Genomic DNA, 13752 nt, shown 5'->3' with positions numbered 1-13752 from the left:
CGGGCCATCCATCCGAGTGTCCACGGATGCGTCGACGATGACCAAATCGGAACTGATCGAGATCCTCACCCAGCGCCAGGCGCACCTGAAGGCCGACGACGTCGATCTGGCAGTGAAATCGCTGCTGGAGATGATGGCCGGCTCGCTCGCCAACGGCGAGCGGATCGAGATCCGGGGTTTCGGCAGCTTCTCGCTGCATTTCCGTCCGCCCCGTACCGGGCGCAATCCCAAGACGGGCGAAGCCGTGGCGCTGCCCGGCAAGCACGTTCCGCATTTCAAGCCCGGCAAGGAGCTGCGCGAGCGCGTCACCGCCGTGGTTCCGCTGCCGCTCGAGGAGTAGGGCGCGTCCGCGCCGCGCCGCAGCGCATGCGACTGCTCCGGATTTTCCCCGCAATCGTCTTCATCGCCCTGGGCATCGCCCTTGGCGTACTCAATCCGCAGCGCGTTGCCCTCGATCTCGGGGGCGCCGTGCTGCATGCCGGCCTGGGCGTGGCACTGCTGGCGGCCGTGCTGCTCGGCGCCATCCTCGGCGGACTGGCGCTGGCGCTGGGCGTGATCGCGCCATTGCGCCGTGAACTCGAACTCAAGCGCGTGCGCGACGATGCGCCGCGTCCATTTAACGACACGGGAGTCTGAGCCATGGCCTTCGTCACCGAGTGGTTCTGGTTCTTCCTGCTGCTGCCCCTGGCCGCACTCAGCGGCTGGGTGATCGGCCGGCGCGGCGGCGAGCGCCACAGCGACACGCAGGTGAGCCGGCTGTCGACCACCTATTTCCGCGGCCTCAACTACCTGCTCAACGAACAGCCGGACAAGGCGATCGAACTGTTCCTGCATATCGCCGAGCTCGACAAGGAAACCTTCGAGACGCAGCTCGCACTCGGGCACCTGTTCCGCCGCCGCGGCGAGGTCGATCGCGCGATCCGCCTGCACCAGGGGCTGGCCCAGCGCCCGGACCTGAGCGATCCGCAGAAGGTGCAGGCGCTGCTGGCGCTGGGCGAGGACTACATGAAATCCGGCCTGCTCGACCGCGCCGAAGTGGTGTTCACCGACTTGGCCCGGATCGACCAGCGTGCGCCACAGGCGCTCAAGCACCTGATCGGCATCTACCAGGCCGAGCGCGACTGGGCCAAGGCGATCGAAAACGCGACCTGCTACGAGGCCGCGACCGGAGAGCCGATGGGCAAGCTGGTCGCGCACTTCGAATGCGAGCTCGCCGACCGGCTGCGCCTGGCCGGGGACGGCGAGGGCGCCAGCGCGGCCGTGGCGCGCGCCTATGCCGCCGACTCGAAGTCGGTGCGGGCGGGCATCCTCGAGGGGCGGCTGGAGACCGATGCCGGCAACGACGCCGCGGCGATCCGCGCCTATGAGCGTGCCGCGCGCCACGACACCGACTTCCTGCCCGAGGTATTGCCCGCGCTGCTGGCGGCCTATGGCCGCGTGGGCGACGCTGCCGGCGCGCGCAAGTTCCTGGCCGAGATGAGCGAACACTACCGCGGCATCGCGCCGGTGCTGGCGCTGGCGCGGCTGCTCGAGGAACAGGACGGCGTGACGGCCGCGCGCAGCTATCTGGCGCAGCAGCTCAAGGACCGCCCCTCGGTGCGGGGCGAGGCGGCATTGATCGACCTGACCCTGGCCGAGGACGCCGGCTTCGCCGCCACGCTCCACGACCTGCGGCTGATTACCGAACAGCTGCTCGTGCGCAACCCCAGCTATCGCTGCAACCGCTGCGGTTTCGGTGCGCGCAGCCACCACTGGCAGTGCCCCAGCTGCAAGGAGTGGGGAACCATCAAGCCCCTGCTGAACTACGCCGTGGTCTGACATGGCCTGGGGCTGGCTTGCGATCTGGCTGCTGGCCGGACTGGCGCTCGGTGGACTGGGCACCTGGCTGGCGCGGGGCTATGCGCTGCGCCGGGAGTTGATCGACCAGCCCGGTGAGCGGCGCAGTCATGTGCACGCGACCCCGCGCGGGGGCGGCATCTCGATCGTGCTGGTGCTGTTGCTGGCGATGCTGGCGCTGGCCCTGCGTGCGCCAGCGCATGCGACCGTCCTGGCCTTGGCCGGAACGGGACTGCTGCTGGTGGCCGGCATCGGCTGGATCGACGACCATCGTCCGCTATCGGCGGCGCTGCGCCTGGTCGTGCATGTACTGGCGGCCGGCCTGCTGTGCTTCGGGTTGTGGCAGGCCGGTGCCGGCATCCCCGACCTGGCGACGGCGTTCGTGGCCGTGGTCGTGCTGGTCAATGTCTGGAACTTCATGGACGGGATCAACGGCATCGCGGCCAGCCAGGCGGCGCTGGTGGCCGCGACCTACGCCGTGTTCGCCGCGCAGGGGCCGGTGCTCTGGCTCGGGTTGGCGTTGGCAGCGGCGGCGTGCGGTTTTCTGCCGTTCAACTTCCCGCGCGCGCGGATCTTCCTGGGCGACGTGGGCAGCGGGGCACTGGGCTATGCCCTGGCGGGGTTGCTCGCGATGTCGTCACTGCGGGCCGACGCGGCCACGCGCATGCTGCTGCTGATGCCGCTGCTGCCGTTCCTGCTTGACGCTTCGTTGACATTGTCTTCGCGGATCCTGCGCCGTGAACGCTGGTGGCAACCGCACACCCAGCACGCCTACCAGGCGTGGGCGCGGCGGCGGGGCCATGGGCGGGTGACCGTGGCCTATGCCTGCGCCGCGATCTTGGTTTCCCTGTCGGCGTTTGCCATGCGTTCATCGGGTGCTGCGGTTATCATGGTGTCGTATGTGATGTTTCTTGCCTTGGGGGGGATGGCATGGATGCTGCTGCGCGGAGGCTCCGTGGACAGGAAGCCTGACACTCTCGGAGACGGGAACCACTGACGATGCTCAATCTGAAGGATCGGGTCGCAGTCACCATGCCGCGATTGGCAGTGGTGGCCCATGACCTGGGCATGGTCTGGTTGTGCTGGCTGGCACTGCACCAGTTCCGCTATGCATTGCAGCCGCTCAACGCGGCCCCGGCCATGACCGGAGCCGAAGTGCTGCTGGTGCTCCTGGCGCAAGGCGCCGTGTTCTGGCAGGTCGGTCTGTACCGCGGCGTGTGGCGTTTCGCCAGCCTCCCGGACCTGCTCAACATCCTCAAGGCGTCGGTGATCGGCCTGATGGCGATCATGCTGGCGCTCTTCGTCTACAACCGCCTGGACCAGGTGCCGCGTTCGGTCCTGCTGCTGTATCCGCTGCTGCTGACCGCGATGCTGGGCATGCCGCGCCTGCTGTACCGGGCCTGGAAGGACCACAGCATCGCCCGCACCGACAAGGCGTCGATCCGGGTCCTGATCCTGGGCGCGGGGCAGGCCGGCGAAACCCTGGTCCGCGACCTGCGCCGCGCGGGCGCTTACGATCCGGTCGGCTTCCTGGACGATGCGGCGAAGCTTCGCGGCAGCCGCCTGCAGGGCATTCCGGTGCTGGGCAAGGTCGAGGATGTCGCGCGGATCGCGCCGGAAACGGCGGCCGGGCTGCTGGTCATCGCCATGCCCTCCGTCGACGCGTCCACCATGCGCCGCGTGGTGGCGGCCTGCGAGCGCACCGGCCTGCCATTCCGCACCGTGCCGCGGCTCGACGACATGCTCGAGGGACGTTCGCTGCCGGGCGAGCTGAAGGAAGTCGCGATCGAGGACCTGCTCGGTCGGCAGCCGGTCACGCCCGACTGGAAGGCGATCCGCGGCTGGCTCGGTGGCCGCAGCGTGCTGGTAACCGGCGGCGGCGGATCGATCGGCGGCGAGCTGTGCCGGCAGTGCGCGCGCCACGGCGCCAGCCGCATCGCCCTGATCGAGATCGACGAGCTTGCACTGATCATGGCCGAGTCGGAGCTGCGCCGGGATTTCCCGCAGATCCAGTGCATCCCGGTGCTGGGCGACTGCGGCGACCCGGCGGTGATGCGCCATGCGCTGCGCCTGTGCAACCCCGATGCGGTCTTCCATGCGGCGGCCTACAAGCAGGTGCCCGTGCTCGAGGGCCAGTTGCGTGAAGCCGTTCGCAACAACGTGCTGGCCACCGAGGTGGTCGCGCGCGAGGCCGCCGCGGCGAAGGTCGGCACCTTCGTGCTGATTTCCACGGACAAGGCGGTCGACCCGGTCAACGTGCTCGGTGCGACCAAGCGCCTGGCCGAGATGGTCTGCCAGGCCATGACCGAACCCGACGGCACCCATTTCGTGACGGTCCGCTTCGGCAACGTGCTCGATTCGGCCGGCAGCGTGGTGCCGGTGTTCCGCGAACAGATCCGCAACGGCGGGCCGGTGACGGTGACCGATCCGGAAGTGACCCGCTACTTCATGACCATTCCGGAGGCCTGCCAGCTGATCATGCAGTCGGTGGCCATCGGCTCCCGGGAGGCGGTCTACACCCTGGACATGGGCGAACCGGTTCCGATCCGGCTGCTGGCCGAGCAGATGATCCGGCTCGCCGGCAAGCAGCCCGGACGCGATATCGCGATCGTCTATACCGGCCTGCGGCCCGGCGAGAAGCTGCACGAAACGCTGTTCCATGCCGATGAGCGCTATCGGCCGACCCTGCATCCCAAGATCCTGCAGGCGGAGGCGCGTTCGGTTTCGCGCGAGAAGATCCAGCAGGCGCTGGTCGGGCTGCGGGAGGCGTCGATCGCGTTCGACGTCGAGGCCCTGGGCAGGCTGCTGCGCGAAGCCTTGCCGGAGTTCCAGCCGGCGCAGGCCTCGCCCCCACGCGATGGTGCCGGTACGGTCGTCGCATTCCCCGCAAGACAGGCACGCAGGACATGACGCAACGCATCCGCAAGGCCGTGTTCCCGGTCGCAGGACTGGGGACGCGGTTTCTACCCGCGACCAAGACGGTTCCGAAGGAAATGCTGCCGATCGTGGATCGGCCGCTGATCCAGTACGCCGTGGACGAGGCGATCGAGGCCGGCTGCGACACCCTGGTATTCGTGACCAACCGCTACAAGCACGCGGTGGCCGATTACTTCGACAAGGCCTACGAGCTCGAACAGAAGCTCGAGAAGGCCGGCAAGCAGGAACAGCTCGAACTGGTGCGCAACGTACTGCCCAAGGGCGTGCAGGCGGTGTTCGTCACCCAGGCCGAGGCGCTGGGACTGGGCCATGCAGTGCTGTGCGCAAGGCCGGTGGTCGGCGACGAGCCTTTCGCGGTGCTGCTGCCGGACGACCTGATCTGGAACCGCAACGGCGACGGCGCGCTCAAGCAGATGGCCGACCATGCCGAGGCCAATGGCGTCGGTGCGATCGCCGTACAGGACGTGCCGCGCGAGCAGACCGCCAGCTACGGCATCGTCGAGACCGAAGGGTTCCAGGATCGCAGCGGCGCGATCCGGCGCATGGTCGAGAAGCCCAAGCCTGAAGATGCGCCCAGCACGCTGGCCGTGGTCGGTCGCTACATCCTGCCCGGCGCGATCTTCGAACACCTGGAAAAGACCGGGCGCGGCGCCGGCGGCGAGATCCAGCTGACCGATGCCATCGCCAGCCTGCTCGGCGAGCAGCAGGTCGACGCCTTCCGCTTCCGCGGCACGCGTTTCGACTGCGGCACCCACATCGGCCTGGTGGAGGCGACGATCCGCTTCGCCCTGGACCACGAGAAGATCAGCGATGCGGCGCGCGATGCCATGGCCAGCGCGCTGCGCGAACTGGGCGTGACCGACATCAGCTGATCATGCGATTCCGTCGCGCGTGACGCACACGGACGGCCCCGCGAGGCGCCGTTCGCACGTCCGTGGCGCGAGGTGTGGGATTCCGCTGCTGGTAAGCGTATCGAACCGGTAAGCCCCGCAAGAATGAAGCGTCAAAAGGAAACGGCGCCCGAGGGCGCCGCTCCAAGTGCAGCTGTGTCAACGTTCAGAGCGCTTCGAAGATCCCCGCAGCGCCCATGCCGGTGCCGATGCACATGGTCACCATGCCGTACTTCTGCTGGCGACGGCGCAGGCCGTGCACGATGGTCGCCGTGCGCACCGCGCCGGTGGCGCCGAGCGGGTGGCCGAGCGCGATCGCGCCGCCCAGCGGATTGACCTTGGACGGGTCCAGCTCCGAGTCGCGGATCACCGCCAGCGCCTGCGCGGCGAAGGCTTCGTTGAGTTCGATCCAGTCGAGCTGGTCCTTCGTCAGCCCGGCCTGCCTGAGCGCCTTGGGAATCGCCGCGATCGGGCCGATGCCCATCACTTCGGGACGCACGCCGGCGACCGAGAAGCTGACGAAGCGGGCGAGCGGGGTCAGGCCGTAGTCCTTGATCGCCTGCTCGGAAGCCAGCAGCACCGCCCCGGCACCGTCGCTCATCTGCGAGGAATTGCCGGCGGTGACCGAACCGCCGAACTGGCCGTTGCGGAACACCGTGCGCAGCTTCGCCAGCCCTTCGGCCGAGGTATCGGCGCGCGGGCCTTCGTCCTGCTCCACCAGCATCTTCTTCAGGCGCACTGTGTTGCCGGCCAGGTCGGGCTGCTGCGACACCACTTCGTAGGGGCTGATCTCGTCCCTGAACTCGCCCGCCGCCTGCGCGGCCAGCGCCTTCCGGTGCGAGGCCACGGCGAACGCGTCCTGGTCCTCGCGCGAGACCTTCCATTCCTCCGCCACCTTCTCGGCGGTGATGCCCATGCCGTAGGCGATCGCCACATGGTCGTCCTTGAACACCGACGGCGACAGCGCGACCTTGTTGCCCATCATCGGCACCATCGACATCGATTCGGTGCCGCCGGCCAGCATCAGGTCGGCGTTGCCGAGCCGGATCTGGTCGGCCGCCAGCGCCACGGCCTGCAGGCCGGAGGAACAGAAGCGGTTGATGGTCTGCGCGGCGATGGTGTCGGGCAGGCCGGCCAGCAGCACGCCGATGCGCGCCACGTTCATGCCCTGCTCGCCCTCCGGCATGGCGCAGCCGATGATGGCGTCGTCGATGCGGCCGAGGTCGATGCCCGGCGCCTGGGCGACCACGCTGCGCAGCACGTGCGCGAGCATGTCGTCCGGACGGGTGTTGCGGAACACGCCCTTGGGCGCCTTGCCGACCGGGGTGCGGGTCGCGGCGACGATGTAGGCGTCCTGGATTTGCTTGCTCATGAGTCTGGAATCCCTTGGGTTGTGCTCCTTCCCCCGTTGGCGGGGGAAGGCTGGGAAGGGGGCGGCCCCCACCTCGATCCCCACCCGCGAGCGGGCAGGGCAGCGGACATCGGTCAGTTGCGCAACGGCTTGCCGGTCTTGAGCATGTGCGCGATGCGGGCCTGGGTCTTTTCCTGCTGGGCCAGTTCGACGAAGTGCTGGCGCTCCAGGCGCAGCAGCCATTCCTCGTCCACCACCGCGCCGCGATCGACCTCGCCGCCGCACAGCACGGTGGCGATGCGGCTGGCGATCTCGTAGTCGTACTCGCTGACGAAACGGCCCTCGAGCATGTTGACCAGCAGCATCTTGAAGGTCGCGATGCCGACGTCGCCGGCCACGCGGATGCGGCGCGCCGGCAGGGGCGGACGGTAGCCCGTCTCGGCCAGGCCGCGGGCTTCGGCCCTGGCGATGTGCAGCAGCTCGAAGGCGTTGAAGGCGACCCGGTCGTCGGCGCGCATCAGGCCCAGCTCCTTCGCCTCGACCGCGGAAGTCGACACCTTGGCCATGGCGATGGTCTCGAAGGTCTTCTTGAGTTCGGCGAACACGTCGCCGCCGGGACCCGCCGCGATCGAGGCGCGCGCCGCCAGTTCCTTCAGGCCGCCACCGGCCGGCAGCAGGCCGACGCCGGCCTCGACCAGGCCGATGTAGCTTTCGAGATGGGCGATCGTCCGCGCCGAGTGCATCTGGAACTCGCAGCCGCCGCCGAGCGCCAGCCCGCGCACTGCAGCGACCACCGGCACCAGCGAGTACTTGATGCGCTGGCTGGTGGCCTGGAAGTTGGCGACCATCGCCTCGAAGGCATCGACCTTGCCCGCCTGCAGCAGGCCCAGCGCACCGGCGAGGTCGGCACCGGCGGAGAAGGGCTCCTTCGGCTGCCAGATCACCAGTCCGGCGAACTTGCGCTCGGCGATGCCGATCGCTTCCTGCAGGCCGTCGAGCACCTGGTCGGAAACGGTATGCAGCTTGGTCTTGAAGCTGACCACGCCGATGTCGTCGCCGTCGGTCCACAGGCGCACGCCATCGTTCTCGAACACGGTGTCGCCCTGGGCGAACGACTCGCCCAGCAGCGGATCGGGGAAGCGCTGGCGCTTGTACACCGGCAGCTGGGAGCGGGGCAGCTTGGCGTTCTGGCCGGGGCTGTAGCTGCCTTCCGCGCCGTGCACGCCCTCGCGGCCGTCGAACACCCAGTCCGGCAGCGGCGCGCTGCTCATGGCCTTGCCGGCCACGATGTCGTCGGCGATCCACTGCGCCACCTGCTTCCAGCCGGCCGCCTGCCAGGTCTCGAACGGGCCGAGCGACCAGCCGTAGCCCCAGCGGATGGCCAGGTCCACGTCGCGCGCGGTCTCGGCGATGTCGGCCAGGTGGAAGGCGCTGTAGTGGAACAGGTCGCGGAACATCGCCCACAGGAACTGCGCCTGCGGGTGCTGGCTTTCGCGCAGCTTCCGGAATTTCTCGGACGGGTTCTTCGTCTTGAGGATCTCGACCACCTCGTCGGCGACCTTGCGGTCGGCCGGACGGTAGTCCTGATTCTCCAGGTCGAGGACCACGATGTCCTTGCCGGCCTTGCGGAACACGCCGGCGCCGGTCTTCTGGCCCAGCGCGCCCTTGGCGATCAGCGCCTCCAGCCACTTCGGCGACTTGAAGTAGGCGTGCCAGGGGTCGTCGGGCAGGGTGTCGGCCATGGTCTTGATGACGTGGGCCATGGTGTCCAGGCCGACCACGTCCGAGGTGCGGTAGGTGGCCGACTTCGGGCGCCCGATCAGCGGGCCGGTCAGTGCGTCGACCTCGTCGAAGCCGAGGCCGGACTCGGCGGTGTGGTGGGCCGTGGCCAGGATCGAGAACACGCCGATGCGGTTGCCGATGAAGTTCGGCGTGTCCTTGGCATAGACCACGCCCTTGCCCAGGGTGGTGGTCAGGAAGGTCTCGAGCCCCTGCAGCACCGCCGCGTCGGTGGTCCTGGCCGGGATCAGTTCGGCCAGGTGCATGTAGCGCGGCGGGTTGAAGAAGTGCACGCCGCAGAAGCGCGGGCGAAGCTGTTCCGGAAGAACTTCCGCCAACTTGTTGATGCCCAAGCCGGACGTGTTGCTGGCAAGCACGGCATGTGCGGGCACGAAGGGCGCGATCTTCCTGTAGAGGTCCTGCTTCCAGTCCATCCGTTCCGCGATCGCCTCGATCACCAGGTCGCAGTCCTTGAGCAGCTCCAGGCCGGTTTCGTAGTTGGCCGGGGTGATCGCCTCGGCCAGCGACCGGCTGGCCAGCGGCGCCGGGCTGAGCTTGCCCAGGTTGGCCAGCGCCTTGGTGACGACACCGTTGGGGTCCCCCTCCTTGGCCGGCAGGTCGAACAGGACCGTGTCGACACCGGCGTTGGTCAGGTGCGCGGCGATCTGCGCGCCCATGACGCCAGCGCCCAGGACCGCGGCGCGTCGTACAAGCAGTTTCTCAGACATGTTCTGTATCCATCTGTGGGGCAAAGGAAAATAGCGGCTTCATGCCTTGAAGCCGGCGGCAGAGAATCGAATCAGTTCCTGCGCGGCATGGCGCCGGTGGGCGGCCTCGGTGACCCCGGCCGGACGCTTGATCAGGCCGAAATCTGCCATGGCATAGGTCAGCGCGCCGCCAAGGAAGTCCAGGCGCCAGTACAGCTGCTCCTTGTCCAGGTGCGGCAGGCAGGCGGCGAGGGCGCGGGCGAACTCGCGCTGCACGTGGCCGTACTGGTCGGACAGGAACTTGCGCAGGCCCTCGTTCTTCTCGGCGTAGGCGCGGGCGATGACCCGGATAAAGGCGCCGCCGTGGCGGTCCTGGGCCAGGTCCAGCGCAGGTTCGACGAACGCGGCCAGGATCGCCTCGAGGTCGCCCGGACGCTCTGCCAGCGCCAGGCGCAGCCGGTCCAGGCGGTGTCCGCTCATCACGTCCATGCGCCGCCGGAACACCTCGTTGACCAGGTTCTCCTTGCTGCCGAAGTGGTAGTTGACCGCCGCGATGTTGACGTCGGCCCGGCTCGTCACCTGGCGCAGCGAGGTGCCGGAGAACCCGTGCTGGGCGAACAGTTCCTCGGCCGCGCCGAGGATCCGCTCCTTTGTGGAGAACTGCTGGCCCGTCACCCGTCCACCTCCGCCTCATTCAAACGCTTGTTTGATCTTAGGCCCAGCGGCGCCCGGGCGCAAACGGGGGCTGCTGCTTTGCCGCGCAATCCGATAGAATTACCGGAGCCTTGTCGGCTAAACCCGCGTCCACACGCGGGTTTTTCCATGTTAATCTGGCCGTCTCCACAGCGAGCGGCCCCCTGCCCGGAGAGGATCCATGGCGCTGGAGCGCACCCTGTCGATCATCAAGCCCGATGCCGTTGCCAAGAACGTCATCGGCGAAATCTATTCCCGCTTCGAGAAGGCCGGCCTGAAGGTCGTCGCTTCGAGGATGAAGCAGCTCTCGCGCAAGGAAGCCGAAGGCTTCTACGCGGTGCATCGCGAACGTCCGTTCTTCAACGCGCTGGTCGAGTTCATGATCAGCGGCCCGGTGATGATCCAGGCGCTCGAAGGCGAGAACGCGATCGCGAAGAACCGCGAACTGATGGGCGCGACCAACCCGAAGGAAGCCGCTGCGGGCACGATCCGCGCCGACTTCGCCGACAGCATCGACGCCAACGCGGTGCATGGTTCGGATGCGGCCGAAACCGCCGCCGTGGAGATCGCGTACTTCTTCCCGACGACCGACGTCTACGCGCGTTGATCGTACCGTCTGCCACGGATTGCGCGGAGGGACGCGGGTAACACGAAGGGCGGACGCCAGTCCGCTCGACCTGTCCGCGTCGTTCCCGTTCGATCCGTGGCACACGCTCCTGCCCTGACCCAGACATCCCAGTGACCGCAACCGCCGCCAAGCAGAACCTCCTGGACCTCGATCGCGAGGGGCTGGAGCATTTCTTCGCCGATACGCTCGGCGAGAAGCGGTTCCGCGCGCACCAGGTGATGAAGTGGATCCACCACCGGCACGTCACCGATTTCGAGGAGATGACCGACCTGGGCAAGGCGCTGCGGGCCAAGCTGCACGAGCACGCGGAAGTGCGCGTACCGCAGATCCAGTTCGAGAAGCCCTCCAGCGACGGCACCCACAAGTGGCTGCTGGCGATGGACGGCAGCAACGCCATCGAGACGGTCTACATCCCGGACAAGGGCCGCGGCACGCTGTGCGTGTCCTCGCAGGTGGGCTGCGCGCTCAACTGCCAGTTCTGTTCCACCGCCACCCAGGGCTTCAACCGCAACCTGTCCACCGCCGAGATCATCGGCCAGGTCTGGACGGCCGCGCGCCACCTGGGCAACGTGCCGCACAAGCAGCGCAGGCTGACCAACGTGGTGATGATGGGCATGGGCGAGCCGCTCATGAACTTCGACAACGTGGTGCGCGCGATGAGCGTGATGCGCGACGACCTGGGCTACGGCCTGGCCAACAAGCGGGTGACGCTGTCGACCGCCGGCGTGGTGCCGATGATCGATCGGCTGGGCGAGGTCAGCGACGTGTCGCTGGCGGTCTCCCTGCACGCGCCCAACGACGAATTGCGTACCGGGTTGGTGCCGCTCAACAAGAAATACCCGATCGCGGTGCTCATGGATGCCTGCGTGCGCTATGCGCAGCGCAAGCGCGGCGCGTCGGTGACGTTCGAATACACGCTGATGAAGGATGTCAACGACCAGCCCGGGCACGCGCGCGAGCTGGTCCGGCTGATGCGGGAGTTCGACAACCGGCTGCAGATGAAGGATGCGGCCAAGGTCAACCTGATTCCGTTCAACCCGTTCCCGGGCACCCGTTTCCAGCGTCCGGACGACGCGGCAATCCGCCGCTTCCAGAAGCTGCTCAACGAGGCCGGGCGCATCGCGCCGGTACGCCGGACCCGCGGCGACGACATCGACGCGGCCTGCGGCCAGCTCAAGGGTCAGGTGATGGACCGTACCCGCCGCCAGGCGGAGTTCCGCAAGCGCGTCGAAGCAGCCGGAGGCAGCGATGCGGCTGCCTGAGTGGTGCCTGCTGGCGGTGGCCGTGGCGTTGCTCGCTGGCGGCTGCTCCCGGCTGACCTTCGTCAAGCCCAGCGCCGAGCGCCGCGGCGGCGAACGGGTCGCGCCCGAGTACAGCTTCAAGGAAACGCGGGAGAGCAGGGCGCGGCTCGAAGCCCGCAACCAGGTCGCGATCGCCGACCGGAACCTGCGCGCCGGCGAGCTTGAGAATGCCGCGGCCGCGGCCAGCGCGGCGCTCAAGGCCGACGCCTCGCTGCCCGAGCCGCACACCATGATGGCCCTGGTCGCCACCCGCCAGGGGCGCAGCGAACTGGCCGGAACGCATTACGCCGAGGCCGCTCGCCTCGGGCCGTCCGGCGCCACCTACAACAATTACGGCGCGTGGCTGTGCGGCAACGGCCGTGCCCAGGAGTCGCTGCGCTGGTTCGACGACGCGGTCACCGACCCGTCCTATGGCGACCGGGCAGGGGCGCTGGCCAATGCCGGCGCCTGCGCGAGCCGGGCGGGGCAGCACGATCGGGTGGAACGCGACCTGCGCGCCGCGCTCGAACTCGACCCGGTCAACGCCGTCGCCCTCGAAGCTATGGCCACGCATGCCTTCGCCGCCGGCCGCCATCTCGAGGCGCGTGCTTTTTCCGAGCGCAGGCTTGCAGCGGCCCCCGCCACACCCGCTACACTCGAACTTGCATCACGGATTGAAGAACAACTTGGCGACACCGTCGCCGCCACTCGCTATGTTCAGCGCCTGAGGACGGAGTTTCCGCAGGCACGGAACACGATCCCAGGGGACAGTACGCAACCATGACGTCGTCCGACCAGATGCCTGGCCAGATCGACCGCGGCCACGGGGAACGCCTGCGCCAGGCGCGCGAGGCGGCCGGCCTTGCCGTGGCCGATGTGGCACAACGCCTGAAGATGCCCGTGCGGGTGGTCGAGTCGCTCGAAGCGGGCAACTGGGACCGGCTCGATGCGCCGGTATTCGTGCGCGGCCAGCTGCGCAGCTACGCGCGCCTGCTCGGCGTGCGCATCGACGAGGACCTGCCCACGGCCTCGCACTCGGTGCCGATCGAGCCGGCCCGGCTGCAGCCGCGCACCTTTACGCCGCCACTGCGCCGCACCCTGGACCGGATGATGGGACGCATGGTCTACATCGTCATCACCGCGCTGATCGCGGTGCCGGCGTGGATGGCGACCCGCTCGCACCTGGACTCGCAGATCCGCGTCGATGCCTCGCTCGACCTGCCGGCCGGGACAAGCGCCGAGCCGGTCCGGCAGCAGCCCGCGGCTCAGGCCGACGAAGGCCCGCGCCCGCTGGTGGCGTCGATGGCTTCGCTGCCGCCGCGTGCGGCCAGGCAGGCCGAACCGGCGCCCATGCTGTCGCTGCGGTTCACCGCCGACAGCTGGGTGGAGATCTTCGCCGCCGATGGCAGTGCGCTCGAGCGCGGGCTGCTCAAGGCCGGCGAGCGTCGCGATTACGACAAGGGCGAAGTGGGCCGTGTCGTGCTCGGCAACGCCGATGCGGTGGAAGTGCGCGGCAACGGCAACATTCAGGATCTGGCCGAGTTCCAGCGCGCGAACGTCGCGCGCTTTACGGTATCCTCTGACGGCTCCATCGAGCCTGCCGGCCACTAGCGCCGCGACAGCCCTGGTGGAATGCGCGCCCGGCCCAGAC

Annotated in this window: 13 protein-coding genes; 10 read left to right on the top strand and 3 right to left on the bottom strand. The window is 68.5% G+C overall.

Annotated features, from left to right (window positions below):
- The first annotated feature begins 37 nt into the window (after positions 1–37).
- From Q0863_RS14585 to galU, 6 genes are read left to right on the top strand one after another with little or no spacing between them, the layout of a single operon-like run.
- Positions 38–340 (top strand): integration host factor subunit beta, encoded by a 303-nt coding sequence (locus Q0863_RS14585; protein ID WP_298579924.1) that lies wholly within the window; start codon positions 38–40, stop codon positions 338–340.
- A gap of 26 nt (positions 341–366) precedes the next feature.
- Positions 367–636: a lipopolysaccharide assembly protein LapA domain-containing protein gene (locus Q0863_RS14580; RefSeq protein WP_298579921.1), complete on the top strand. Its 270-nt coding sequence runs from the start codon at positions 367–369 to the stop codon at positions 634–636.
- A 3-nt stretch (positions 637–639) separates the two neighbouring features.
- Positions 640–1818 (top strand): lipopolysaccharide assembly protein LapB, encoded by a 1179-nt coding sequence (gene lapB / locus Q0863_RS14575; RefSeq protein ID WP_298579918.1) that lies wholly within the window; start codon positions 640–642, stop codon positions 1816–1818.
- Position 1819: 1 nt separating this feature from the next.
- Positions 1820–2833: a hypothetical protein gene (locus Q0863_RS14570; protein ID WP_298579915.1), complete on the top strand. Its 1014-nt coding sequence runs from the start codon at positions 1820–1822 to the stop codon at positions 2831–2833.
- Between the two features lie 2 nt (positions 2834–2835).
- Positions 2836–4746, top strand: coding sequence for a nucleoside-diphosphate sugar epimerase/dehydratase (locus tag Q0863_RS14565; protein ID WP_298579912.1), 1911 nt, complete (start codon positions 2836–2838; stop codon positions 4744–4746).
- A complete protein-coding gene (gene galU, locus Q0863_RS14560) occupies positions 4743–5645 on the top strand; it encodes a UTP--glucose-1-phosphate uridylyltransferase GalU (RefSeq protein ID WP_298579909.1) in 903 nt (300 codons plus the stop codon). Before Q0863_RS14565 ends, galU begins: the two co-directional genes overlap by 4 nt.
- Before the next feature lie 184 nt (positions 5646–5829).
- Here the strand turns inward: galU and Q0863_RS14555 are convergent, their stop codons facing one another.
- The 3 genes from Q0863_RS14555 to Q0863_RS14545 all read right to left on the bottom strand — a co-directional run bounded on the left by Q0863_RS14555 (position 5830) and on the right by Q0863_RS14545 (position 10175).
- Positions 5830–7035 carry an acetyl-CoA C-acyltransferase gene (locus Q0863_RS14555; RefSeq protein WP_298579906.1) on the bottom strand — a complete coding sequence of 402 codons (1206 nt, stop codon included), beginning with the start codon at positions 7033–7035 and terminating at the stop codon, positions 5830–5832.
- A 113-nt stretch (positions 7036–7148) separates the two neighbouring features.
- The gene (locus tag Q0863_RS14550; RefSeq protein ID WP_298579902.1) at positions 7149–9521 is read right to left on the bottom strand and encodes a 3-hydroxyacyl-CoA dehydrogenase/enoyl-CoA hydratase family protein; all 2373 of its coding nucleotides are present in this window, start codon (positions 9519–9521) and stop codon (positions 7149–7151) included.
- Between the two features lie 39 nt (positions 9522–9560).
- The gene (locus Q0863_RS14545) at positions 9561–10175 is read right to left on the bottom strand and encodes a TetR/AcrR family transcriptional regulator (RefSeq protein ID WP_298579899.1); all 615 of its coding nucleotides are present in this window, start codon (positions 10173–10175) and stop codon (positions 9561–9563) included.
- 199 nt (positions 10176–10374) lie between these two features.
- Here Q0863_RS14545 and ndk point away from each other — a divergent pair, with 199 nt between their 5' ends.
- The 4 genes from ndk to Q0863_RS14525 all read left to right on the top strand — a co-directional run bounded on the left by ndk (position 10375) and on the right by Q0863_RS14525 (position 13712).
- Positions 10375–10800 (top strand): nucleoside-diphosphate kinase, encoded by a 426-nt coding sequence (ndk, locus tag Q0863_RS14540; RefSeq protein ID WP_298579896.1) that lies wholly within the window; start codon positions 10375–10377, stop codon positions 10798–10800.
- A gap of 92 nt (positions 10801–10892) precedes the next feature.
- Positions 10893–12083, top strand: coding sequence for a 23S rRNA (adenine(2503)-C(2))-methyltransferase RlmN (gene rlmN, locus Q0863_RS14535; RefSeq protein ID WP_298580256.1), 1191 nt, complete (start codon positions 10893–10895; stop codon positions 12081–12083).
- Positions 12070–12885, top strand: coding sequence for a type IV pilus biogenesis/stability protein PilW (locus Q0863_RS14530; RefSeq protein WP_298579893.1), 816 nt, complete (start codon positions 12070–12072; stop codon positions 12883–12885). The genes rlmN and Q0863_RS14530 overlap by 14 nt, the downstream gene beginning before the upstream one ends.
- On the top strand, positions 12882–13712 hold the full coding sequence (locus Q0863_RS14525) for a helix-turn-helix domain-containing protein (protein ID WP_298579891.1): 831 nt from the start codon (positions 12882–12884) through the stop codon (positions 13710–13712). The genes Q0863_RS14530 and Q0863_RS14525 overlap by 4 nt, the downstream gene beginning before the upstream one ends.
- The last annotated feature ends 40 nt before the right edge of the window (positions 13713–13752 follow it).

This window comes from uncultured Luteimonas sp. (assembly GCF_947492465.1).
In the GTDB taxonomy this organism is placed as follows: Bacteria; Pseudomonadota; Gammaproteobacteria; order Xanthomonadales; family Xanthomonadaceae; genus Luteimonas.
This window is presented reverse-complemented; position numbering and strand designations above follow the sequence as displayed.

Bases quoted from the DNA above. Each gene is read 5' to 3' on its own strand.
- Q0863_RS14585 (WP_298579924.1), top strand. From the start codon at position 38: ATGACCAAATCGGAACTGATCGAGATCCTCACCCAGCGCCAGGCGCAC.
- Q0863_RS14580 (WP_298579921.1), top strand. From the start codon at position 367: ATGCGACTGCTCCGGATTTTCCCCGCAATCGTCTTCATCGCCCTGGGC.
- lapB (WP_298579918.1), top strand. From the start codon at position 640: ATGGCCTTCGTCACCGAGTGGTTCTGGTTCTTCCTGCTGCTGCCCCTG.
- Q0863_RS14570 (WP_298579915.1), top strand. From the start codon at position 1,820: ATGGCCTGGGGCTGGCTTGCGATCTGGCTGCTGGCCGGACTGGCGCTC.
- Q0863_RS14565 (WP_298579912.1), top strand. From the start codon at position 2,836: ATGCTCAATCTGAAGGATCGGGTCGCAGTCACCATGCCGCGATTGGCA.
- galU (WP_298579909.1), top strand. From the start codon at position 4,743: ATGACGCAACGCATCCGCAAGGCCGTGTTCCCGGTCGCAGGACTGGGG.
- Q0863_RS14555 (WP_298579906.1), bottom strand. From the start codon at position 7,035: ATGAGCAAGCAAATCCAGGACGCCTACATCGTCGCCGCGACCCGCACC.
- Q0863_RS14550 (WP_298579902.1), bottom strand. From the start codon at position 9,521: ATGTCTGAGAAACTGCTTGTACGACGCGCCGCGGTCCTGGGCGCTGGC.
- ndk (WP_298579896.1), top strand. From the start codon at position 10,375: ATGGCGCTGGAGCGCACCCTGTCGATCATCAAGCCCGATGCCGTTGCC.
- Q0863_RS14530 (WP_298579893.1), top strand. From the start codon at position 12,070: ATGCGGCTGCCTGAGTGGTGCCTGCTGGCGGTGGCCGTGGCGTTGCTC.
- Q0863_RS14525 (WP_298579891.1), top strand. From the start codon at position 12,882: ATGACGTCGTCCGACCAGATGCCTGGCCAGATCGACCGCGGCCACGGG.